The sequence below is a fragment of the Thermomonas sp. LB-4 genome (assembly GCF_036409385.1).
Classification (GTDB): domain Bacteria; phylum Pseudomonadota; class Gammaproteobacteria; order Xanthomonadales; family Xanthomonadaceae; genus Thermomonas.
In genome coordinates, this window is the sequence record NZ_JAXOFT010000008.1 from 75,731 (window position 1) to 98,735 (window position 23,005).

The 23,005-nt window shown below is 69.5% G+C and carries 20 protein-coding genes, 1 tRNA gene and 1 riboswitch; of the genes, 12 read left to right on the plus strand and 9 right to left on the minus strand.

The genetic code is table 11. The annotated features are described in order from the left end of the window. Nucleotides 1–11: 11 nt before the first annotated feature. Nucleotides 12–746, minus strand: coding sequence for a tRNA (guanosine(46)-N7)-methyltransferase TrmB (trmB, locus tag SPK54_RS07815; RefSeq protein WP_330947358.1), 735 nt, complete (start codon nucleotides 744–746; stop codon nucleotides 12–14). A 199-nt stretch (nucleotides 747–945) separates the two neighbouring features. On the opposite strand from trmB, the gene SPK54_RS07820 reads away from it, so the two are divergent. From SPK54_RS07820 to SPK54_RS07845, 6 genes are all read left to right on the plus strand, one after another. After that, nucleotides 946–2,883 (plus strand): autotransporter domain-containing protein, encoded by a 1,938-nt coding sequence (locus tag SPK54_RS07820; RefSeq protein ID WP_330947359.1) that lies wholly within the window; start codon nucleotides 946–948, stop codon nucleotides 2,881–2,883. Between the two features lie 71 nt (nucleotides 2,884–2,954). Next, a tRNA-Gly gene (locus SPK54_RS07825) sits at nucleotides 2,955–3,028 on the plus strand. Nucleotides 3,029–3,122: 94 nt separating this feature from the next. Further along, the gene (rimK, locus tag SPK54_RS07830; protein WP_330947360.1) at nucleotides 3,123–4,037 is read left to right on the plus strand and encodes a 30S ribosomal protein S6--L-glutamate ligase; all 915 of its coding nucleotides are present in this window, start codon (nucleotides 3,123–3,125) and stop codon (nucleotides 4,035–4,037) included. A 203-nt stretch (nucleotides 4,038–4,240) separates the two neighbouring features. Continuing rightward, a complete protein-coding gene (locus SPK54_RS07835; protein WP_330947361.1) occupies nucleotides 4,241–4,924 on the plus strand; it encodes a response regulator transcription factor in 684 nt (227 codons plus the stop codon). Further along, nucleotides 4,911–6,224: a HAMP domain-containing sensor histidine kinase gene (locus SPK54_RS07840; RefSeq protein ID WP_330947362.1), complete on the plus strand. Its 1,314-nt coding sequence runs from the start codon at nucleotides 4,911–4,913 to the stop codon at nucleotides 6,222–6,224. Before SPK54_RS07835 ends, SPK54_RS07840 begins: the two co-directional genes overlap by 14 nt. A 68-nt stretch (nucleotides 6,225–6,292) precedes the next feature. Then, entirely contained in the window at nucleotides 6,293–7,396 is a 1,104-nt protein-coding gene (locus tag SPK54_RS07845; protein WP_330947363.1) for a branched-chain amino acid aminotransferase, read from the plus strand. Between the two features lie 34 nt (nucleotides 7,397–7,430). On the opposite strand, the gene SPK54_RS07850 is transcribed toward SPK54_RS07845, so the two are convergent. Together SPK54_RS07850 and metF are read right to left on the minus strand one after the other, a co-directional pair. Then, nucleotides 7,431–7,970 (minus strand): hypothetical protein, encoded by a 540-nt coding sequence (locus SPK54_RS07850; protein WP_330947364.1) that lies wholly within the window; start codon nucleotides 7,968–7,970, stop codon nucleotides 7,431–7,433. Between the two features lie 56 nt (nucleotides 7,971–8,026). Next, a complete protein-coding gene (metF, locus tag SPK54_RS07855; protein ID WP_330947365.1) occupies nucleotides 8,027–8,851 on the minus strand; it encodes a methylenetetrahydrofolate reductase [NAD(P)H] in 825 nt (274 codons plus the stop codon). Between the two features lie 216 nt (nucleotides 8,852–9,067). Between metF and SPK54_RS07860 the strand changes: the two genes are divergently transcribed. The 4 genes from SPK54_RS07860 (at nucleotide 9,068) to SPK54_RS07875 (ending at nucleotide 12,496) form a co-directional block, all read left to right on the plus strand. Continuing rightward, entirely contained in the window at nucleotides 9,068–10,024 is a 957-nt protein-coding gene (locus tag SPK54_RS07860; RefSeq protein ID WP_330947366.1) for an alpha/beta fold hydrolase, read from the plus strand. 98 nt (nucleotides 10,025–10,122) lie between these two features. After that, nucleotides 10,123–11,160, plus strand: coding sequence for a histidine kinase (locus SPK54_RS07865; protein ID WP_330947367.1), 1,038 nt, complete (start codon nucleotides 10,123–10,125; stop codon nucleotides 11,158–11,160). Next, on the plus strand, nucleotides 11,157–11,900 hold the full coding sequence (locus SPK54_RS07870; protein ID WP_330947368.1) for a LytTR family DNA-binding domain-containing protein: 744 nt from the start codon (nucleotides 11,157–11,159) through the stop codon (nucleotides 11,898–11,900). The genes SPK54_RS07865 and SPK54_RS07870 overlap by 4 nt, the downstream gene beginning before the upstream one ends. A gap of 89 nt (nucleotides 11,901–11,989) precedes the next feature. Further along, complete coding sequence (locus SPK54_RS07875; protein WP_330947369.1) at nucleotides 11,990–12,496, plus strand: SRPBCC family protein; 507 nt, start codon at nucleotides 11,990–11,992, stop codon at nucleotides 12,494–12,496. Nucleotides 12,497–12,562: 66 nt separating this feature from the next. Here the strand turns inward: SPK54_RS07875 and ahcY are convergent, their stop codons facing one another. Next, complete coding sequence (gene ahcY / locus SPK54_RS07880) at nucleotides 12,563–14,008, minus strand: adenosylhomocysteinase (RefSeq protein ID WP_330947370.1); 1,446 nt, start codon at nucleotides 14,006–14,008, stop codon at nucleotides 12,563–12,565. A gap of 27 nt (nucleotides 14,009–14,035) precedes the next feature. Next, nucleotides 14,036–14,120: riboswitch (S-adenosyl-L-homocysteine riboswitch) on the minus strand. A 105-nt stretch (nucleotides 14,121–14,225) separates the two neighbouring features. On the opposite strand from ahcY, the gene SPK54_RS07885 reads away from it, so the two are divergent. Further along, nucleotides 14,226–14,750 (plus strand): redoxin family protein, encoded by a 525-nt coding sequence (locus SPK54_RS07885; RefSeq protein ID WP_330947371.1) that lies wholly within the window; start codon nucleotides 14,226–14,228, stop codon nucleotides 14,748–14,750. Nucleotides 14,751–14,754: 4 nt separating this feature from the next. On the opposite strand, the gene SPK54_RS07890 is transcribed toward SPK54_RS07885, so the two are convergent. Further along, nucleotides 14,755–16,635 (minus strand): ATP-binding cassette domain-containing protein, encoded by a 1,881-nt coding sequence (locus SPK54_RS07890; protein WP_330947372.1) that lies wholly within the window; start codon nucleotides 16,633–16,635, stop codon nucleotides 14,755–14,757. A gap of 144 nt (nucleotides 16,636–16,779) precedes the next feature. On the opposite strand from SPK54_RS07890, the gene SPK54_RS07895 reads away from it, so the two are divergent. Then, nucleotides 16,780–17,976 (plus strand): OmpA family protein, encoded by a 1,197-nt coding sequence (locus SPK54_RS07895; RefSeq protein WP_330947373.1) that lies wholly within the window; start codon nucleotides 16,780–16,782, stop codon nucleotides 17,974–17,976. A 75-nt stretch (nucleotides 17,977–18,051) separates the two neighbouring features. On the opposite strand, the gene metK is transcribed toward SPK54_RS07895, so the two are convergent. The 4 genes from metK to SPK54_RS07915 form a co-directional block, all read right to left on the minus strand. Further along, nucleotides 18,052–19,263, minus strand: a complete 1,212-nt coding sequence (metK, locus tag SPK54_RS07900) for a methionine adenosyltransferase (RefSeq protein ID WP_330947374.1) — start codon at nucleotides 19,261–19,263, stop codon at nucleotides 18,052–18,054. 154 nt (nucleotides 19,264–19,417) lie between these two features. Next, complete coding sequence (dusB, locus tag SPK54_RS07905; protein ID WP_330947375.1) at nucleotides 19,418–20,416, minus strand: tRNA dihydrouridine synthase DusB; 999 nt, start codon at nucleotides 20,414–20,416, stop codon at nucleotides 19,418–19,420. Between the two features lie 25 nt (nucleotides 20,417–20,441). Then, on the minus strand, nucleotides 20,442–22,256 hold the full coding sequence (recQ, locus tag SPK54_RS07910; protein ID WP_330947376.1) for a DNA helicase RecQ: 1,815 nt from the start codon (nucleotides 22,254–22,256) through the stop codon (nucleotides 20,442–20,444). 208 nt (nucleotides 22,257–22,464) lie between these two features. After that, nucleotides 22,465–22,995, minus strand: coding sequence for a Dps family protein (locus SPK54_RS07915; protein WP_330947377.1), 531 nt, complete (start codon nucleotides 22,993–22,995; stop codon nucleotides 22,465–22,467). Nucleotides 22,996–23,005: the final 10 nt, after the last annotated feature.

Consider the following 23,005-nt stretch of genomic DNA (forward strand, 5'->3'; position numbering starts at 1 on the left):
GGCCCGGCGGCTCAGCGGCGGTGGTACAGCAGGTCCCAGACGCCGTGCCCCAGCTTCTGCCCGCGCGTCTCGAAATGGGTCTGCGGCCGCCACTCGGGGCGCGCCACGTGGCCGCGCAGCCCGGCGGCGTTTTCCAGGCCGGCGATGGCGTCGAGCACATCCCACATCTGCTCCGCATAGTCCCGCCAATCGGTGGCGAGGTGCAAGCGGCCATCGGGTGCGAGCTTGCGCACCAGCAGCGCGGCGAACTGCGGATTCACCAGCCGCCGCTTGTGGTGGCGCTTCTTGTGCCAGGGATCCGGGAAGTAGATGCGCACTTCGTCGAGGCTGCCGTCCGCGATCTCGTTCTCCAGCACTTCCACCGCATCGTGGTGGTAGAGGCGCACGTTGTCCGCATCGTCCTCCGCCAGCGCGTTGAGCAGGCGGCCCACGCCCGGCGCGTGCACTTCGATGCCGATGTGGTCGCGGTCCGGGTCGCGCCGCGCGGAGTAGCGCAGCGCCTCGCCGTTGCCGAAGCCGATTTCGAGGATGCGCCTGGCGCTGCGGCCGAAGGCGGCGTCGAAATCACGCGCTGCGCCCGCGTAGTCCAGGCCGAAGCGGGGCCACAGCTCGTCGAAGGCGCGCTGCTGCGCGTCGGTGAAGCGGCCCTGGCGAAGCACGAAGCTGCGGACCTTGCGCACGCCTTCGGTGGCGGTGAACGGCTTGGGCGGGGCCTTGGCGCCGCTGCTGGAAAACGGGTCGGTCAAATCGGCGGTCTCTGGCGCAGCCTGCGCAAGCATGCAGGCCCGGGCGCATATTGTCGCCCGTTGTCGCCCTTCGTGACGCAGCGCAGCGTGAGGTAGTTATGATTTCATGAAACGATCTCCCGCCATTCGCTGGCGTATGTCGCCCTCCGGGCCGCCAAGCCAGTCGATACCGAACTCCCTGTCCAGATCGAGGATGCCGATGAAAACCCTGTTCCGCCGGACCCTGCTGTCCGCCGCCCTTGCCATGGTCGCGATGCCCGCCGTGGCCCAGACGGTCCCGCCGTCGCCGTTCACCCGCACGATCTTCTTCGGCGACAGCCTGACCGACGGCGGCTACTTCCGTCCGCTGCTGACCCAGATGCTGGGCCCCAATGGCGCCCTGATCGGCCAGTTCACCACCAACCCCGGCTACGTCTGGTCGCAGCACCTGGCCAGCTACTACGGCGGCGACGCCGCCCCGGCCTGGACCGGCAACACCACCGCCAGCCCCACTGCGGGCAGCGGCGACAACTGGGCGGTGGGCGGTGCGCGCACCGGCACCACCACCGTCGGCGGGCTGGGCCTTACCCCGTCGCTCGCAGCGCAATACCAGGCTTATCTGGGCGCCGGCAACACCGTCGATCCGGGCGCGCTCTACACCGTCTGGGGCGGCGCCAACGACGTCTTCGCAGCTATCACCAGCTACCAGAACGCGTATGTGGCGAGCCTGATGGGTGGTGGCACCGCAACGCAAGCCGATGCCGCCGGCCAAGCTGCCGCAGGCGGCGTCATTGCGCCTGCCGTCGGTGCCCAGATCGGGCTGATCGGTGCGCTGAAAAACGCCGGCGCTCAGTACGTGCTGGTGCCCACGCTGCCGGACATGGGACTGACCCCCTCGGCCGCGGCCGGTGGCGCGGCCGGCAAGGCGCTCGCGAGCGGCCTGTCCACGAGCTACAACAACGCACTGTTCACCTCGCTGGCCAATGCCGGGGTGAGCGTGATCCCGCTGGACGTCTTCCACTTCCTGCAGGAAGTGGTTGCGAACCCGGCCGAGTTCGGCCTGACCAATGTCACCGGCACTGCCTGCTCCCCCGCGGTGCAGGGCGGCAACTCGCTGTTCTGCAGCCCGCCCTCGACCGTGCCCGGCGGCGCCAACAGCTACCTGTTCGCCGATGGCGTCCACCCGACCACCGCCGCCCACAAGGCGCTGGCCGACTTCGCGATCTCCGTGATCGACGGTCCGCGCCTGGTCTCGCTGCTGCCGCAGTCGGCCACCACCACCGGTCGCGCGCGCGCGCAGATGGTCGACGGCGTGGCGTCGGGCATGGCTGCGGCCGAGGGCGACGGGATGCACTGGTGGGCGGACCTGCGCGGCCAGCAGCAGCGCTTCGTCAATTCCAGCGGCTACGACGGTCTGGGCGGTACCGGATCGTTCGGCATCGGCTGGCGCAGCGGCAACCTGATGTACGGCGCATTCGCGGGCTACGGCCGGCAGGACGTCGACTTCGGCTACCGTCGCGGCGACTTCCGCCAGACCGACGCCAGCGTGGGCGGTTTCCTGGGCTGGGCCGGCGGCAATGCGTGGATCAACGGCCAGCTGAGCTGGACCAGGCTGGGCTACAAGGTGGATCGCCAGGTCAACCTCGGCCCGGCCACCCGCGTCCACAGCGGCTCGCCGGATGGTGACAACCTCAGCGCCGGCGCCAGCGCGGGCTGGACGTTCAAGCACGGTGCGCTGGAGCACGGCCCGGTGGTCGCGGTGCTGGCGCAGCGTATCAGCGTGGATGGCTACGCCGAGAACAGCAGCCAGTCCACCGCGCTGGGCTTCATGGCGCAGGACGTCGATTCGCTGATCGGCAGCGCCGGCTGGCAGGCCAGCTTCGCCCTCAACGACCACATCAAGCCGTACGTGCGGATGACCTGGGATCGCGAGTTCGAGGACGCGCCGGCGCAGGCGTGGGCGCAGTCGCTGTCGATGCCGGGGACGCTGCCGTACGCGGTGCCGGGCGTGGCCTTCGACGACAGCTACGGCACCGTCGGCATGGGCGTGCGCAGCAAGCTGTTCGGGATGGACGTGACCACCGGCGCCAACGTGACGGTGGAACAGCAAGGTGGCAGCAACACCAGCTTCTTCGTCACCTTCGGCGGCACGTTCTGATCCGCGCCGGGCGGGATGCGTCGCGTCCGCGTTGCATCCCGCACCGCCGCCGGCATAGACTTGCCGGCCTCGCGGGTGTAGTTCAATGGTAGAACTGCAGCTTCCCAAGCTGCTAACGTGGGTTCGATTCCCATCACCCGCTCCAAGATGATGGAACCACAGGGCGGCATCCACACGGATGTCGCCCTTTCCGTTGGCAGCGCGCCAGCGCCGGCAGCAGCGCATGCAGGGCCCCCGCGATGAAACTCGCCATCCTTTCCCGCAACGGCAAGCTGTATTCCACCCGGCGGCTGGTGGAGGCGGCGCGCGAGCGCGGCCACAGCGTGCGCGTGCTCGACCCGCTGCGCTGCTACCTGCGGATCAGCAGCGACGGCTTCGACATGCGTTACAAGGGCAAGCCATTGGCCGGCTACGCCGCGGTGGTGCCGCGTGTCGGGGCGTCGGTGACCCGCTACGGTTGCGCCGTGCTGCGCCAGTTCGAGCTGATGGGCAGCTACAGCCCCAACAGCGCGGCGGCGATCGCGCGCGCGCGCGACAAGCTGCGCTGCCACCAGGTGCTGGCGGCGGAGGGCATCGGCCTGCCGGTGACGGTGTTCGGCGACAATCCGGACGACACCGGCGACCTGCTGGCGATGCTGGGCCCGGCGCCGCACGTCATCAAGCTCAACGAAGGCACCCAGGGCGCGGGGGTGATGCTGACCGAGAAGCCGTCGGCCTCGCGCGCGGCCATCGAAACCCTGCGCGGCCTGTACGCGAATTTCCTGGTGCAGGAGTTCATCGCCGAGGCCAAGGGCGCCGACCTGCGCTGCTTCGTGGTCGGCGACCGGGTGGTCGCGGCGATGCGGCGGCAGGCGCCGCAGGGCGATTTCCGCTCCAACCTGCACCGTGGCGGCAGCGCGAAGAAGGTGCGGCCCACCCGCGCGGAAGCGGAGACGGCAGTGCGCGCCGCGCAAATCCTCGGCCTGGGCGTGGCCGGCGTGGACCTGATCCGCAGCGATCGCGGTCCGCTGGTGCTGGAGGTCAACTCATCGCCGGGACTGGAGGGGATCGAGACGGTCACCGGCGTGGACGTGGCGGGTGCGGTCATCGAACACGTCGCGACCGGCGGGGCCGCCGCGCAACGCGCACGCAACACCGATTTGACGGATTCTTAATAGGGCATCGCCCAACATCGTTCCGTGTCCGGCTGTACTTCCCCCGCAGTCGGGCATGCAGGGCATGCATGTGAACTTCGGCCCGGGCGGCCCCGCCCGGGCCTTTTGTTTGCCCGCGCGGGCGGGCGTGCTGTGCAAGAATCGGGGAACCGGCGCATGCCGCGCCGGTCTCAGCCGGTGGACACCGCCATACTGGAACCCCCATGCGCATTCTGGTCATCGAGGACAACCCCGACATCGCCGCCAACCTGGGCGACTACCTTGAGGACTGCGGTCACACGGTGGATTTCGCCGCCGACGGCATCACCGGGCTGCACCTGGCGGTGGTGCACGAGTTCGACGCGATCGTGCTGGACCTCAACCTGCCCGGCATGGATGGCCTGGAGGTCTGCCGCAAGCTGCGCGCCGACGCGCGCAAGCAGACCCCGGTGCTGATGCTGACCGCGCGCGATTCGCTGGACAACAAGCTGGCCGGCTTCGATTCCGGTGCCGACGACTACCTGATCAAGCCGTTCGCGCTGCAGGAAGTGAACGTGCGCCTGAACGCGCTCGCGCGGCGCGGCCGCGGTCTGCCGGCGCGGGTGCTCAACGTGGGCGATCTGGAATACAACCTCGACACGCTGGAAGTGCATCGCGAGGGCAAGCTGATCCAGCTCAATCCCACCGCGCTGAAGATCCTGCAGGCGCTGATGGAGGCCTCGCCGGCGGTGGTCACCCGGCAGGACCTGGAGAGCCGGGTCTGGGGCGAGGAGCTGCCGGATTCGGACTCGCTGCGGGTGCACATCCACGGCCTGCGCGCGGCGGTGGACAAGCCGTTCGGCAAGCCGATGATCCAGACCCGCCACGGCATCGGCTACAGGATCGCCGCGCCCGATGCCGACAGCTGACATCGCGGTGCCGAACCGGCAGCGGCGCGGCCGGCGGCGGCTGCGCACCCGCATCATCCTGTCGTTTGCGCTGTTCGGCTTCGCCCTGTCAACGCTGATCGCGGCGACCACGGTCTACATGCGCAACCGGGTCGAGAGCAACGTGCTGGGCGCGGCGCTGGAAAAGAACAACAACATGTTCGCGGAGGGCTTCTATCGCAACCCCAACGCGGTGGGCATCCCGTTCGAGAAGATCCAGGGCCTGCAGGTCAGCACCCGCAAACGCGACAAGGTGCGCGCCGAGTGGCGCGACCTGCCGAATGGCGTGCACGACAGCGTCGTCCGCGATCCGGTGACCGGCGAGCAGCGCACCTACAAGGTGGCGGTGCGCAAGGATCCGGACTACTGGTTCTTCCTGGCCTACGACATCGCCGAGGAACGCGAGAGCCAGCAGAAGCTCAACAGCGCCCTGGTGATCAGCGTCGGCGTCTTCACCCTGTTCTCGCTGGTGATCGGCTGGTGGTCGGCGGCGCGGGTGATGAGCCCGGTCACCGACCTGGCGCAACGGTTGCGCCGCTCCGGCACCAGTTCGGATCCGGAGGCGCTGGCCCCGCATTTCCCCGAGGACGAAGTGGGCGAGCTGGCGAAGGCGCTGGACGACTACGCCGCGCGGCTGACCGAAGTGGTGCAGCGCGACCGCGAGTTCAACGCCGACGTCAGCCACGAGCTGCGTACGCCGCTGGCGGTGATCCGCGGCGCCGTGGAGCTGCTGCTGGCGCGCCCCGAGCTGGACGAGCGCACGCGCACGCGGCTGCTGCGCATCCAGCGCGCCGAGCTGCAGTGCACGGACCTGATCAGTGCGCTGCTGCTGCTGTCGCGCAACGAGCGCGCGGTGGGCCAGTGCGACGCCGCGCGGGTGGCGCAGCAGCTGCTGGAAAGCCATCGCGCCCAGCTTGCCGGCAAGCCGGTGCAGCTGCGCCTGGAGGGCGCGTCGTCACTGCCGCTGGACGTGCCGGAATCGGTGCTGTCGGTGGCGCTGGGCAACCTGATCGGCAACGCGGTGAAATACACGCCCAGCGGCGAGGTAGTGGTGCGGGTGCTGGCGCACGCCGTGGAAGTCAGCGATTCCGGCCCGGGCCTGAGCGCGGAGGACGCGGCCAAGCTGTTCACCCGCGGCTATCGCGGCACCCACGCCGGGCACTCGCAGGGCGGCGGCATCGGCCTGTCGATCGTGCGCCGCCTGTGCGCGCTGTACGGCTGGGACGTGCGGGTGCGGCCGGGCGAGGAAAAGGGCGTGGTGGCGACGCTGGCGTTCGGCTGAGGCGCGCGCCAGCGCCGAGCGCGCCGTCCGGCCCCATAATATGCGGGTTCGCCTTCCAGGGATTCCGCATGCAAGCTTCCGCCGCACCGCTGGCTTACCAGGTCAGCCTGTCCGATCACGCCCTCGGCGAAGAGCAGCGCAACGCGCTGCTGGCCGGCGAGCTGGGCTTCGGCAAGCGTTTCACCGACCACATGGTGGCCATCCAGTGGGACAAGGAGCGTGGCTGGCACGACGCACGGGTCCACGCCTACGGCCCGCTGTCGCTGGACCCGGCGGCGGCAGTCCTGCATTACGGCCAGGAGATCTTCGAAGGCATCAAGGCCTATCGCCATGCCGACGGCTCGATCTGGACCTTCCGTCCTGAGGCCAATGGCGAGCGCCTGCAGCGCTCCGCCGCACGGCTGGCGCTGCCGCAGCTGCCGGTGGGCGAGTTCGTCGAGTCGCTGCGCCAGCTGGTTGCGGTCGACCATGCCTGGGTGCCGTCGGCGCCGGAAAGCAGCCTGTACTTCCGCCCTTTCATGATCGCCACCGAAGCCTTCCTCGGCGTGCGCCCCGCGCATGCGGTGGCCTACTACGTGATTGCCAGCCCGGCCGGCGCGTACTTCGCCAAGGGCGTGGCCCCCGTGTCGATCTGGCTGTCGGAGGACTATGCGCGCGCGGCCAAGGGCGGCACCGGTGCGGCCAAGTGCGGGGGCAACTACGCCGCCTCCTTGCTGCCGCAGCAGGAAGCGCAGGCGCACGGCTGCTCGCAGGTGCTGTTCCTCGATCCGGTCGAGGGCAAGTACATCGAGGAACTGGGCGGCATGAACGTGTTCCTGGTCTACCGCGATGGCCGGATGGTCACGCCGGCGCTGTCGGGCAGCATCCTCGAGGGCATCACCCGCGCCAGCATCCTGCAGCTGGCACGCGACCGTGGCATGACCGTGGAAGAACGCAAGGTGTCCATCGATGAATGGAAGAGCGGCGTGGCCTCCGGCGAGATCGCCGAAGTGTTCGCCTGCGGCACCGCCGCGGTGGTCACGCCGATCGGCGAACTGAAAGGCAGGGGTTTTGCCGTGGGTGACCTGCATGCACCCGCAGGCGAGGTCACCATGGCGCTGCGCCAGGAGCTGACCGACATCCAGCACGGCCGCGCGCCCGACCGCCACGGCTGGATGCTGCGGCTGCGCTGAGCCGCGGCAGCGGATCCCGCTCCGCCGGGGTCCGCTACATCCGCACCCACAGACAACCCATGCGCCGGCGCAGCCCGAAGCTGGTGCGCGCAGGCGTGTGGCCGTTGGCCTGGACCTGTTCTACCCGCAGGCCCACCGGCGGGCCGACCGGGGCCGGCGCCAGCCACGGGTCGGTGTCGTCCCAGCGCTCGCCGGCATGCACCGGCCGCACCTGCACCACCTCCCGCTTGGCGATGGCCTGCAGCCGGTTCATCACCCGGTTGGCATTGGCGGTACCCATCCCCGCCCAGTCGTAAAGCGCGGCAATGCGGTTGGCGTCACCGGAGCGGATCGCTTCCTCCAGCGCCCACGCCAGGTCCTGCACGTCGCGCGCGCATACCGGCCGGCGGCTGTTGCCCGGCTGCGTGGCCAGCGCCGGGTCGCGCAGGTCGTCAACCGCGCCGAGGTCGGCGCACCGGCGATCCGTGTACAGGCGGGTGCCGTCGGCGGTGACGCAATGCCTGACCTGGGCATGGGCCTCGCGCAGGGGCGCGAGCCAGGCCAACAGCAACAGCAGCGCGCAGGCAATATGCATCTGGCGCAGGGTACGCGGCGCCGCGTCAACGCGGAAGCACGGCCGCGGCGGATGGATCAGGACAGTCGCTGCAGCACGGCCTGGGTGGGCTTGGCCAGGTTCAGCGTGTAGAAGTGCAGCGCCGGCGCGCCACCTTCGGCCAGCCGGCGACACAATCCGGCCACCACGTCCGACGCGAACTCGCGCACCGCCCCGGCATCGTCGCCGAAGGCGCGCATGCGCTGATCGATCCAGCGCGGGATCTGGGCGCCGCAGGCTTCCGAGAAGCGGCGCAGCTGGCTGAAGTTGGCGATCGGCATGATCCCCGGGACGATGGGCAGGTCGATGCCCTGCGCGCGGGCGTCGTCGACGAAACGGAAATAGGCGTCGGCGTTGTAGAAGTACTGGGTGATCGCGCCGCTGGCGCCGGCATCGACCTTTGCCTTGAAATGGGCAAGCCCGATCCGCGCGTCGTCCGCCTGCGGGTGGGTTTCCGGGTAGGCGGCCACCTCGACGTGGAAATGGTCGCCGTGCTCATCCCGGATCAACCGCACCAGTTCGCTGGCATAGCGCAGGTCGCCGCTGCGGGCCATGCCGGAGGGCAGGTCGCCGCGCAGGGCGACGATGCGGGTGCAGCCCAGCGCGCGGTAGAGCTTGAGCAGGGCGCGGATTTCCTCACGACTGCCGCCCACGCAGGTGAGGTGCGGCACGCCGTCCACGCCGTGTTCGCCGCGCAGGCGCTGCACCGTTTCCGGGGTGTGGCTGAGGGTGGAGCCGCCGGCACCGAAGGTGACCGACATGAACTGCGGCGCATGCGCCTTGAGCTTGCGCACGGTGCGGTCGAACTGCAGATGCTGCTCGTCGGTCTTGGGTGGGTAGAACTCGAAGCTGATCGGCAGCATTGCGGGGCACCCGGTGTGAGTGGCCGGGAGTATATCGCTCTATCGCGATGAAATGAATTGCCTGCTTCCCGGCCCACGGGGCCCGCACACGCCCTGCGCGCCGCTGCTCCGCCGCTGCCGCCGCTCGCCACCCGTTGCGGCCGTTGCTCATTTCTTTCCAGCACGCAGTGCCCGCTCCCGCCAATCTGGCGCCACACCCACCGCAAGGAACCTGACATGACCAACACCCAGACCGCCGCCGCCCGCTCCCGCGTCCGTCCTGCCATGCGTGCGCTGGTGGGTGGCATCGCGATGGCCTGCGCCCTGCAGGCGGTTGCCGCCACCACGCCCGGCGCCTCGACCACCACCTTCCGTGGCATCCAGATCGAAGTGATCGGGCAGGGGCGCCCGGTGCTGATGATCCCGGGCTTCAACAGCGCCGGCGAGACCTGGCGCAAGACCTGCGAAGCGCTGCAGGTCGACCGCGTGCAGTGCCACATCGTGACCCTGCCGGGCTTTGCCGGCCAGCCGGCGGCCAAGGATGCAAGGCCGGGTGCATGGACTTCCGACATGGGCGATCGCCTGCTGGCCTACGTCCGCGAGCACAAGCTGGAGCGCCCGGTGGCGATGGGGCACAGCCTTGGTGGTTTCCTGGCCATGGACATGGCGGTGAAGCAGCCGCAGGCCTTCGAGCGGCTGGTGATCGTGGATTCGCTGCCGTTCTACAGCGCGGCCTTCAACCCGGTTGCCACGTCGGAACTGATGAAGCCGGTGGCCGAAGCCACACGTGCGGGGATGCTGGGCCAGGACGACGCCGCCTTCCGCGCCGCCCTGCCGATGCACCTGCGCGGCATGAGCCGTGACCCGGCCGGCATCCAGGCACTCACCGCATGGAGCTTGGCCAGCGATCGCGCCACCAGCGGGCAGGCGATGTACGAACTGATGACCCGCGACCTGCGTGGCGACGTGGCGGCCATCCGGGTGCCCACGCTGGTGCTGGGCGCGTGGGCGGCCTACCAGCCGATGGGCGCCACCGAGGCCTCGACCCGCGGCGTGTTCGAAGCGGGTTACCGCCAGTTGCCAGGCGTGCGCATCGAGATGAGCAAGGCCGGGTACCATTTCCTGATGTGGGATGACCCGACCTGGCTGCAGGCGCAGGTGCGCGGCTTCATCGGCGCCGACGCGCAGCAGTGACCGGGGTCGCGGCCGCGGCGCGAGCTGGCGGTCAACGCAGAGACACGATGGCCGGCCAATTCTGGCCATCGCCTTTTCCCGGTACAGGACGGCACGGCATGACCCGAGACGAAACACGTTTCCTGCTCCGCAACGCCCTGTTCGGCATCGGCTATGCCGCGTTCAACCTGTTCTTCCTCTCGCAGTTCATGCCGATTGGCCGAGAAGCCTGGCTGGTGGCGCTGGCGCTCGGGCTGGGGGTATGGGTGGCCAGTGGCGCTCTGCGGATCATCGCCACCCGCCGCGGCTGGATCACCCTGGGCGGTGCGCGTTTCGCCCTGCGCCTGCTTGCGGGCGTGGTGCTGGGGGCGACGTTCGTACTGCTGCTGGTCGACCTGGTGGGCGGGCTGGCGCGCGCCACGGGCTGGATCGCCACGCCCGCGCAGCCGCCCGGCTGGGGGATGATGGTGGGCTACTGGTTCAACATCGCCATCGTGCTGGGGCTGTGGGCCGCGATGTGGGCCAGCTGGAGCGCGCTGTCCCGCTATCGCGAAGGGGAGATCGCACGGCTGCGCGCCGAGTCGCAGCGCAGCGCGATGGAACTGGAGGCGTTGCGCGCGCGCCTGAACCCGCACTTCGTGTTCAATGCGCTCAACAACGTGCGCGCGCTGATCAACGAGCAGCCGGCGCGGGCGCGCGAAGTAGTGACCCACCTGTCCAACATCCTGCGCCACGCGCTGGAGCACACCCAGCGCGAGCTGACCACGCTGGGCGAGGAGATGGCGGTGGTAGAGGATTACCTGGCCGTCGAAGGCGTGCACTACGAAGACCGGCTGCGCGTGCGTCGCGATGTGGATCCTGCTGCCCTGGCAGCGGCGTTGCCGCCGATGGCGTTGCAGCTGCTGGTGGAGAACGCGATCAAGCATGGCATCGCCTGCACCCCCGGTGGCGGCGATCTTTCGCTGGCGGCGCGCCTGTCCGATGGCGTGCTGCACCTGGAAGTCGCCAATCCAGGCCGCCTGCAGGCCGGCGCCCAGGCGGGCCATGGCGTCGGCCTTGCGTACCTGCGCACACGGTTGGCGCGCGAGGCTCGGCACCGGTTCGACCTGCAACAGGACGGTCCACGCGTGGTGGCCCGGCTGGAGATCGCGCAATGAGTCCGATGCGGGTGGTGATCATAGACGACACCCGGTTGGCGCGGCAGGAACTGCGCACGCTGCTGGCGGACATCGAAGGCGTGACCTGCGTGGGCGAGGCGGACGATGTGCCGGCTGGGCTGGAGGCCATTGGCCGGCTGCAACCGGACCTGGTGCTGCTGGATATCCAGATGCCGTCTGGCACCGGCTTCGACCTGCTCGATCAGCTCGACAGCGCGCCTGCAGTGATCTTCACCACGGCCTACGACCAGCACGCGTTGCGCGCGTTCGAGGCCAACGCACTGGATTACCTGGTCAAGCCGGTGGTGCCGGAGCGGCTGGCGGCGGCGGTGGCGAAGGCGCGGGTGCGACCCGCGCAGGCTGCGTCGGGAGCGACTGCAGCGGAGGTGGCGCCGCGCGGGCCCTTGGCCGCCGATGACCAGGTGTTCCTGCGCGACGGCGAGCGCTGCTGGTTCGTGGCCCTGCAGGAAATCAGCCGGGTGGTGGTGGACGGCAATTACGCGCGGGTCTGGTTCCGCGATGAGCAGGCGCTGCTGGCGCGCAGCCTGAGCGCATTGGAAGCGCGCCTGGACCCGGCGCTGTTCTTCCGCGCCAACCGCAATACCCTGGTCAACCTGCGCATGGTCAAGAACATCGATCTGGGGGTTGGCGACGGCTACGATCTGACCCTGCGCGATGGCAGCACCGTGGAGGTGTCCCGTCGCCAGGCCCGCGAACTGCGGGAGCGGCTGGCGCTGTGATGGCCACCGCGCTGCAGCAGGTGACGTGGGTCAAGGCGCGGCACCAGCGGGGGTTGTTACAACGGCCTGCCGCAATCAGGAGTGATCGCATGAGCACCATGCTGTTCCCGGTCGGACGCATCCAGCGCACCGCCACCGGTTTCCAGGGCCATCTCTCGCGCGACCTCGAGCACGAGGCGGACGCCGTGTGGGCGATGCTGACCGACGCCGCGGCGTTGGCCCAATGGCTGGCGCCGGGCAGCATCCAGCCGCAACCGGGCGGCGCGGTGCGGATCGATTTCGCCGACAGCGGCACCGTCATCGACAGCGCGGTCACCGCGTTCGAGCCCGGGCGGGTGCTGGAGTATTCGTGGAGCAGCGGCGACCAGCCGCAGCGGCCGCTGCGCTGGGAACTGCATCCGCGCGGCGGCGGCACCCGGCTGGAGCTGTTCGTGGAGATTCCGGCCGGCGAAGACGTGGCCAAGGCGTGCGCCGGTTTCGAGGGCCATCTGGAGATGCTGGCCACGGCGCTGGAAGGCGTGCCGACCCGGTTCCCGTTCGACCTGTTCGTGCAGACCCGCAAGGCGTACGCCGAGCAGGTGGCGCGGCTGGGCTAGGCCCGCAACGGTCGCGACCACCGGCGCCTTGCGGCGCCCGTGGTCGTTACCGTTACCGGGTGGGGCTCAGTAGCGGTAGTGCTCCGGCTTGTACGGGCCGTCCGCCGCCACGCCCAGGTAGTCGGCCTGTTCGCTGGTCAGGCGGGTGAGCTTCACGCCGATCTTCTCCAGGTGCAGGCGCGCCACCTCCTCGTCCAGCTTCTTCGGCAGGATGTAGACCTTGGCCTCGTAGGCGTCCTTGTTGGCCCACAGGTCGATCTGCGCCAGCGTCTGGTTGGAGAACGAGTTCGACATCACGAAGCTGGGGTGGCCGGTGGCGCAGCCCAGGTTCACCAGCCGGCCTTCGGCCAGCAGGAAGATCGCGTTGCCGTTCTCGAAGGTGAACTTATCGACCTGCGGCTTGATGTTGGTCTTCACCGCGCCGCTGGCGTACAGCGCATCGACCTGGATTTCGTTGTCGAAGTGACCGATGTTGCAGACGATGGCCTGGTCCTTCATCGCCTGCATGTGGGCCAGGGTGATGATGTCCTTGTTGCCGGTGGTGGTGACGTAGATGTCGGCACGGCCCAGGGTGTCCTCGACGGTGGTGACTTCATAGCCTTCCATCGCCGCCTGCAGGGCGCAGATCGGGTCGATCTCGGTGACGATCACGCGGGCGCCGTAGGCGCGCAGCGAGGCCGCCGAGCCCTTGCCCACGTCGCCGTAGCCGCAGACCACCGCCACCTTGCCGGCCAGCATCACGTCCAGCGCGCGCTTCAGGCCGTCGGCCAGCGACTCGCGGCAGCCGTACAGGTTGTCGAACTTGGACTTGGTGACCGAGTCGTTGACGTTGATCGCCGGCACCAGCAGCTTGCCCTTCTCGGCCAGCTGGTAGAGGCGGTGCACGCCAGTGGTGGTTTCCTCGGAGACGCCCTTCCAGTCCTTGACCACGCGGGTCCAGTAGCCGGGGCGCTCGCTGGCGACGCGCTTGAGCAGGTTCTTGATCACCTGCTCCTCGTGGCTGCCGGAGGCCGAATTGACCCAGCTGTCGTCGCCCTGCTCCAGCTCGTAGCCCTTGTGGATCAGCAGGGTGACGTCACCGCCGTCATCGACGACCAGTTCCGGCCCGGTCAGGGTGCCGTCGGGCAGGGTGAAGGTCAGCGCGTCCAGCGTGCAGTCCCAGTATTCCTCCAGCGTCTCGCCCTTCCACGCGAACACGGGGGTGCCGGTGGCGGCGATCGCGGCGGCGGCGTGGTCCTGGGTGCTGAAGATGTTGCAGGACGCCCAGCGCACGTCGGCGCCGATGTCCTTCAGCGTCTCGATCAGCACGGCGGTCTGGATGGTCATGTGCAGGCTGCCGGTCACCCGCACGCCCTTGAGCGGGGTGGTGGTGGCGTACTTGCGGCGGATCGACATCAGGCCCGGCATCTCGTGCTCGGCGATGTCGAGTTCCTTGCGGCCCCAGTCGGCCAGCGAAATGTCGGCGACCTTGTAGTCGCCCTCGGTCGAGAAAGTCCTGGCAACAGCGTTCATGGTGAAACTCCGTGAGTGCGGTGGATGCGGTCACGGGCGCCGTTGTTGGACATCGCCGAGCCTGGTGGCGGGCGGGCTGGGCCCGGCCTCCATCGCAGCGCCCCTCGGCGGTCGCCCATTGTATCGCAGCATCGCGATGGAGCCATGCATCGCCATGAGGGGTCGCCGCCGCCGGATTGGGGCAGACTGGGCAATCGCAGCAGGCGAGGAGTCGCGCATGCAGACCGGCACGCTGGCCCCGGAACTCGAGGTTTCGCGCTGGTTCAACGCGCCCGCGCCGCTGACGCTGGCTGCGCTGCGCGGCCGGGTGGTGCTGGTCGAGGCGTTCCAGATGCTGTGCCCCGGCTGCGTGTCGCACGGGCTGCCGCAGGCGCAGCGGGTGCGGCAGGTCTTCCATCGCGAGGACGTGGCGGTGATCGGCCTGCACACCGTGTTCGAACACCATGCGGCGATGACGCCGGTGGCGCTGGAGGCGTTCCTGCACGAGTACCGGATCGACTTCCCGGTCGGCGTGGATACGCCGTCGGCGGAAAGTCCGATCCCGCGCACGATGGCCGCCTACGGCATGCGCGGCACGCCCACGCTGCTGCTGGTAGACCGCGCCGGGCGCCTGCGCCAGCACCACTTCGGGCAGGTGGAGGATCTGGTCCTGGGCGCGCAGATCGCGATGCTGGCGGCCGAGCCTGCGCCGATCGAGGCGATGACGGGGGCGGCTTGCAACGTGGACGGCGGCTGCGACTGACGGCTCAGCCGTCCAGCGCTTCCCAGCGTGCGTAGGCGGCGTCCAATTCGGCCTGCTGCGCGGCCAGTTCCCCATTCGCGCGCTGCTGGGCGGCGGCGTCCTGCCGGTAGAAGGCCGGGTCTTGCATGGCGGCGCTGCGCGCGGCGATGTCGGTTTCCAGCTGCTCGATCCTGGCGGGCAGCAGTTCCAGTTCGCGTTGGTCCTTGTAGCTGAGTTTCTTCTTCGCCGCGGCGGGCGCTGCGGTGGCCGCCGCCGGGGCAGCGGAGGCGGTGACCGACGGGGCCGCGGCCGGGGTCGTCGCGGCGGCGGATGCCGGCCGCTGCCGCAGCCAGTCGCTGTAGCCGCCCACGTAGTCGCCCAGCCGGCCATCGCCTTCCAGCGCCAGCGTGCTGGTCACCACGTTGTCGAGGAAGTCGCGGTCGTGGCTGACCAGCAGCAGGGTGCCCTGGTAGTCCAGCAGCAGCTCCTCCAGCAGTTCCAGCGTCTCCACGTCGAGGTCGTTGGTGGGTTCGTCCATCACCAGCAGGTTGGACGGCTGCGCGAACAGCCGGGCCAGCAGCAGGCGGTTGCGCTCGCCGCCGGACAGGCGGGTGATCGGCGCGCGCGCGCGCTCCGGCGAGAACAGGAACTCCTGCAGGTAGCCGATGATGTGCTTGCGGCTGCCGTTGATCTCCACGAAGTCGCGCCCGCCGGCCACGTTTTCCAGCGCACTGCGGGTTTCGTCCAGCTGGCTGCGGTGCTGGTCGAAATAGGCGACCTGCAGGTTGGTGCCCAGCGCCACGCTGCCTGCGTCCGGCGTGAGTTCGCCCAGCAGGATCTTCAGCAGGGTGGACTTGCCCGAGCCGTTGGGCCCGATGATGCCGACCTTGTCGCCGCGCAGGATCGTGGTCGAGGCGTCGCGCAGGATGATGTTGTCGCCGAACGCCTGCGACACGCCGGTCATCTCGATGACCTTCTTGCCGGAGGACTGCGCGCTGGCGGCCTCCATCTTCACCTTGCCGGTCAGTTCGCGGCGCGCGGCGCGTTCGCGGCGCATCGCCTTGAGCGCGGTCACGCGGCCTTCGTTGCGGGTGCGGCGGGCCTTGATGCCCTGGCGGATCCACACTTCCTCCTGCGCCAGCAGCTTGTCGAAGCGCGCGTTCTCCTGCGCCTCGGCATGCAGGCGCTCCTCGCGGCGGCGCAGGTAGTTGTCGTAGTCGCCGGGCCAGCTGGTCACCTGGCCGCGGTCGATCTCGACGATGCGGGTGGCCAGCGCGCGCAGGAAGCTGCGGTCGTGGGTGACGAAGACAATGCTGCCGGAAAACGCCTTGAGGAAGCCTTCCAGCCAGTCGATCGCCTCGATGTCGAGGTGGTTGGTGGGTTCGTCCAGCAGCAGGATGTCGGGCGCGCGCACCAGCGCCTGCGCCAGCAGCACCCGCCGCTTCATGCCGCCCGAGAGCGCGGCGAAATCGGCGTCCCCGGGCAGCTCCAGCCGCTCCAGCACCTGCGTGACCCGGCGATCCAGGTCCCAGCCGTGGCGCGCCTCGATCTGCGCCTGCGCGTCCGCCATCGCGTCCATGTCGCCGTCGTGCACGGCGTGGTGGTAGCGCGCCAGCAGGGCGCCCAGGTCGCCCAGGCCTTCGGCCACCACGTCGAACACGCTGCCGTGGGTGTCCTGCGGCACTTCCTGCGCCATCCGCGCAACCACCACGCCGTTCTGCACGCGGACCTCACCGTCGTCGGGCCGGATCTCGCCGGCCATCAGCCGCATCAGGGTGGACTTGCCGGCGCCGTTGCGGCCGACGATGCAGACGCGTTCGCCGGGTTCGATGGTGAGGTCGACCTGCTCGAGCAGCAGCGGACCGCCGACGCCGTAGTCGACGTTCTGGAAATGGAGGAGGGGCATGCGCGCATTGTAAGCGGCGCGCGCACGGCCGACCCGGCCCGTGGTGCGTCGTGATGGACTCGCCCGCGTTCAGACGCGCTTAACGTGTGCGTCACGGCGGTGGCCTATAACCGCCGCTCCGACAACATCGACAGGACGGCAGGCATGGCGGCAGGACGCGTGGGAATGCTGGTGGGGGCGATGGTGCTGTGCGGCGCTTGCACGCGTGCACCCAATGCCGCGGTGGACGCGCCCACGGGCGGCGCGGCCAGCGCGGCGCCGGTGGCAGCGGCCACGGCGGAAGCGCCGAAAACGGCAGGCGAGTTCGACTTCCCCGCCATCCCGCAGATCGTGGTGCCCGATGTCGTCGGCATCGGCCCGGCGCAGCGGACGCTGGAGGCATCGATGCAGGACATCATCGACCCGATCGCCGGCATCCGCGTCCGTCCGGCCACCTGCACGGGCGACGGCGCGCTGGTCAATGACGCGGGCATCACCAGCGTCGATGCACAGGGCAACCTGCTGCGCAACGGCGATGCGGGCATCTTCCGCATCAATGCCGACGGCAGCGGCACCGCCAACTACGGCGGCGGCCTCATCACCGTCGATGCCGATGGCAGCGGCACTATCAACGGGAGCGGCGAGGATGGGGCCGACGACGCGTTGATTTCGGTCGAGGCCGACGGCTCGGGCAGCTACAACGGGCGTTACGGGATCATCCGGCTGGACGGGCAAGGTGGCGGCACCTGGAATGGCGACGGCGGCCTGATCCGCAACAACGGCGATGGCTCCGGCACCTGGAACGGCCCCGAGGGCATCGTGACCATCAACGCCGATGGCAGCGGCAGCTGGAACGGACCGCACGGGCTGGTCGTCAACGACGGCGACGGCAATGGGCGCATCGGCGCGCCCGCGCGTGAGGTGAAGATGGCGCCGATCCCGAGAGTGGCCCCCGCGGGCCGCTTTCCGCCGCTGAAGAAGTTCGCGCCGCCGGGCGCTCCTTGCGGATTCGTCGTCACCCTGGAGGATCGGGTCCTGTTCGACTTCGACAAGTCGGACATCCGTCCGGACGCGGCCAAGGTGCTGGACGCGTTGGCTACCGCACTCAACCAGGTACAAGCCAAGTCGATGGAGATCCGCGGCCATACCGATGCCAAGGGCAGCGATCCTTACAACCAGGCGCTGTCCGAGCGCCGCGCGCAGGCGGTATTGACGGCGCTGCGCCAGCACCAAGCGGCTCCCGGTGCCAATGCACGCGGCTATGGTGAATCGCAACCGGTGGCGCCGAACGAACTCGACGGCCACGACAATCCCGCCGGTCGCCAGCTCAACCGCCGGGTGGAAATCTTCGTGCGGACCTGAGCGCGAATCCAGCGGGAAATTAAAACGGGCCGCATCGCTGCGGCCCGTTCCGGTGTTGGCTGGTACTGGCGCGGCTTACTTCAGCTTCGCCGCCTTGCGCAGGGCCTCGGCCTTGTCGGTCTTCTCCCAGGAGAAGGTGGTGGCCTTGTGCTTCCTGCCTTCGCCGTCGGTGTAGCTGATTTCCTTCGGCTTGCGGCCGAAGTGGCCGTAGCTGGCGGTGGGCTGGTAGATCGGGTGCTCCAGGTCCAGCATGCGGGTGATCGCGTACGGACGCAGGTCGAAGTGCGCGCGGATCAGCTTCTCGATCACGTCGTCGCCGACCTTGCCGGTGCCGAAGGTGGTGACCGAGATCGAGGTCGGCTGGGCCACGCCGATGGCGTAGGACACCTGCACTTCGCACTTGTCGGCCAGGCCGGCGGCGACGATGTTCTTGGCCACGTAGCGCGCGGCGTAGGCGGCGCTGCGGTCGACCTTCGACGGGTCCTTGCCGGAGAACGCGCCGCCGCCGTGGCGGGCCATGCCGCCGTAGGTGTCGACGATGATCTTGCGCCCGGTCAGGCCGCAGTCGCCCACCGGGCCGCCGATCACGAACTTGCCGGTCGGGTTGATGTGCACCTTGTTCTTCGGCAGCGCGTCCAGCCACTTCTTGGGCAGCACCGGGGCGAGGATGTGCGTGCGCACCGCCTCGATCAGGTCCTTCTGCTTGATGTCCGGATCGTGCTGGGTGGACAGCACCACCGCGTCGAGGCCCAGCACGGTGTTGCCGTCGTAGCGCAGGGTGACCTGCGACTTGGCGTCCGGGCGCAGCCACTTCAGCTTGCCGCTCTTGCGCACCTTGGCCTGCTGTTCCACCAGCCGGTGGCTGTAGTACAGCGGGGCCGGCATGAATTCGGGCGCTTCATTGCAGGCGTAGCCGAACATCAGGCCCTGGTCGCCCGCGCCCTGGTCTTCCGGCTTCTTGCGGTCAACGCCCTGATTGATGTCGGGCGACTGCTTGCCGAGCATGTTGATGATGGCGCAGGTGTGGCCGTCGAAGCCGACGCTGGAATTGTCGTAGCCGATGCCGTTGATCACCTGGCGCGCCAGCGCCTCGATGTCCACCCAAGCGCTGGTGGTCACTTCGCCGGCCACGATGGCGGCGCCGGTCTTCACCAGCGTCTCGCAGGCCACGCGCGCCTGCTTGTCCTGGGCCAGGATCGCGTCCAGCACCGCATCGGAAATCTGGTCGGCGATCTTGTCCGGATGGCCTTCCGAGACCGATTCGGAAGTGAACAGGTAGCTGGACATCGACGGGCTCCTCGTTGAGTGATTCATCCTTGCATTCGGATGAAAAGATGGGTGCGCATGATACAGCGACGCGCCCGGATGTGCATCCTGCCCTGTTTCCGCCGCCTGCGGTGTTGGGTGGACGTTAAGCCTGCCGACGCCGGCGGTCGCCAGGTCAGGCCGCTGCGGGCAGCGCCGGCGCCACCCCGGCGGCCAGCGCGTCGAAGTAATCGCGGGTCAGCCGCAGCTGTTCGTCGGCGGTCTGCGCGCGGTTGACCACCGCGCGGAAGGCCGCGTTCTCCGGCCGATCCTTGGCATACCAGCCCAGGTGCTTGCGGGCGATGCGCACGCCCATCTCTTCGCCATAGAACGCATGCAGGGCTTCGAGGTGGCCGAGCAGGATGCCGCGCACCTGCGCTGGCGCCGGTTCCGGCAGCTGTTCGCCGGTGCGCAGGAAATGGGCAACGTGCCCCGGCAGCCATGGCCGGCCCTGCGCGGCGCGGCCGATCATCACCGCGTCGCAGCCGGTCCTGTCCAGCACGAAGGCGGCCTTCTGCGGCGAGTCGATGTCGCCGTTGGCGATCACCGGGATCTTCAGCATTGCCTTGACCGCTGCGATGGTGTCGTACTCGGCCTGTCCGGTGTAGTGCTGGTCGCGGGTGCGGCCATGCACGGCCAGCGCGGCAATGCCGGCGTCTTCGGCGATCCGCGCGATTTCCGGCGCGTTCCGGTGGTCCGCGCTCCAGCCGGTGCGGATCTTCAGCGTCACCGGCACCGCCACCGCAGCCACCACCGCCTCCACGATCCGTCCCACCAGCGCCGGATCGCGCATCAGCGCGGAGCCGGCCAGCACGTTGCAGACCTTCTTGGCCGGGCAGCCCATGTTGATGTCGATGATCTGCGCGCCGTGGTCGACGTTGAAGCGCGCGGCCTCGGCCAGCGCCACCGGGTCGGTGCCGGCGATCTGCACGCTGACGGGCTCCGGCTCGCCGACATGGTCCATCCGCGTGCGCGATTTGCTGGTGTTCCAGAAGCGCGGATCGGAAATGGTCATCTCCGACACCGCAAGGCCAGCGCCCAGGCGCTTGCACAGCAGCCGGAACGGCTTGTCGGTCACGCCCGCCATGGGCGCGAGGATCACCTTCGGGTCGATCAGGTGGGGGCCGATGCGCATGCGCGCATTGTAGTGGGGCGGACCGCTACGCCGCGGCCAGCGCGTCGATCACGTCCTGTCCGTAGCGTTCCAGCTTGGCGGCACCGACGCCGCCGATGCCGGCCAGCGCATCGAGGTCGCGCGGCATTTCCACCGCGATCGCGCGCAGGGTGGCGTCGTGGAAGATCACGTAGGCCGGCAGGTTCTGCGCGCGCGCGGCCTCGGCGCGCCAGCGGCGCAGCGCGGCGAAGCGGGCGGCGGCCTCTTCCGGCAGGTCCATCGGTAGCGGCGCGGCGCGCGTCTCGCCGTTGCCGCGCGTGCGCCGGCGTTCTGGCTTCGGCGCTTCCATGCGCAGGTGCAGGCTGCGCTCGCCGCGCAGCAGCGGGGTGGCTTCCGCGGTCAGGCGCAGGGCGCCGTGGCTGTCGAGATCGGCTTCCAGCAGGCCGGCCGCCAGCAGCTGGCGGAACACGCCGCGCCACTGGCGGGCGTCGAGGTCGCTGCCGATGCCATAGGTGCTGACGTGGTCGTGGCCAAACTGGCGCACCTTGGCGGTGTCGGCGCCGCGCAGCACGTCGATCACGTGCGCCGCGCCGAAGCGCTGGCCTGTGCGGTACACGCAGGACAGCGCCTTGCGCGCGGCTTCGGTGGCGTCCCAGGTGCGCGGCGGGTCCAGGCAGTTGTCGCAGTTGCCGCAGGCACCCGCGTGCGCCTCGCCGAAGTACGCCAGCAGGGTCTGCCGGCGGCAGCCGGTGGATTCGACATAGCCGATCAACGCATCCAGCTTGCCGTGCTCCAGCCGCTTGCGCTCGTCGCTGGCATCGCCCTCTTCGATCATCCGCCGCAGCAGCACGGCATCGCCCATACCGTAGGCCAGCCACGCCTCGGCCGGGTCACCGTCGCGTCCGGCGCGTCCGGTTTCCTGGTAGTAGCCCTCGAGCGACTTCGGCAGGTCGAGGTGGGCGACGAAGCGCACGTCGGGCTTGTCGATGCCCATGCCGAAGGCGATCGTGGCCACCATCACCACGCCGTCCTCGCGCAGGAACCGGCGTTGCCGTTCGGCGCGCGTGGCGGCATCCAGCCCGGCGTGGTAGGCCAACGCCGGATAGCCGTGGCCGGCGAGCAGCTCGGCGGTGGCGTCCACCTTGCGCCGCGACAGGCAGTAGACGATGCCGCTCTCGCTGCGATGGCCGTCGAGGAAATCGAACAGCTGGCGGCGGCCGTCGTCGCGCGCCACCGCGCTGTAGCGGATATTGGGGCGGTCGAACGAGCTGACGAACTGTTGCGCCTCCTGCAGCGCCAGCCGCTCGACGATCTCGCGGCGGGTGGGCGCGTCGGCGGTCGCGGTCAGGGCGATCCGCGGCACCTGCGGCCAGCGCTCGTGCAGCAGGGTGAGCTGGCGGTATTCGGGGCGGAAGTCGTGGCCCCATTGCGACACGCAGTGCGCCTCGTCGATCGCGAACAGGGCGACCCGCGCGCGTTCAAGCAGGCCGAGGAAGCGCGGGGTCAGCAGCCGCTCCGGCGCGACGTAGAGCAGATCCAGCTCGCCCGCGGCGAACTGGCGCTCGACCTGCGCGGCTTCGGCCGCGTCGAGACTGGAGTTGAGGAAGGCGGCGCGCACGCCCAGCTGGCGCAGCGCGTCCACCTGGTCCTGCATCAGCGCGATCAGCGGCGAGACCACCACGCCGCAGCCGTCGCGCAGCAGGGCGGGCAGCTGGTAGCACAGCGACTTGCCGCCGCCGGTGGGCATCAGCACCAGCGCATCGCCGCCCTCGACCACGCGCGCCACGATCTCCTGCTGGCGGCCGCGGAAGGCGTCGTGGCCGAAAACGCGGCGAAGGGTGTCTAGGGTGGGGTCGGACATGCCCCAAGGGTAGCAAGCGGGGCGATGCCGTCATCAGGCATCTTCCGTGTCTGCGGTCGGTTTTTGCGCGATAGGGCGCAATCGCAGCCGGAAATACCTCGCAGGGAGTCGCCGCACCGGAGCCATTCCAAGGCGCTCCCCGATACTCGCTTGGTTGGAATGGCTCCGGTGCGGCGACTCCCCTCCGGACCTGCCCGCCGCGGGGCGCCTACTGCAGCAGCGACCGCAGCATCCAGGCGTACTTCTCGTGGGTCTGCAGGCGTTGGGTCAACAGGTCGGCGGTGGGGTCGTCGCCGCCGGCGTCTGCCACCTTCAGCACCTTGCGGGCGGTGCGGCAGACCGCCTCGTTGCCGTCCACCAGCTGCTGCACCATGTCGTGCCAGGCGGGCGCCGCGGTCAGGCCGGGCTCTTCCCGGATGGAGGACAGGCGGACGAACTCGGAATAGCTGCCGGGGGCGTTGAAGCCCAGCGCGCGGATGCGCTCGGCGATCTCGTCCAGCGCGGTCCACTGCTCGGTGTATTGGGTCTCGAACATGGTGTGCAGGGCGTTGAACATCGGCCCGGTCACGTTCCAGTGGAAGTTGTGGGTCTTCAGGTACAGGGTGTAGCTGTCGGCGAGGAAGTGCGACAGCCCGTCGGCGATCTTGCCGCGGTCGCCGGCGGAGATGCCGATGTCGATGCCGGGGACGCTGGCGGCCGGGGCCTTCGCGGGCTTGCTGGGGGTCTTGCTCTTGGGCATGGCGGACTCC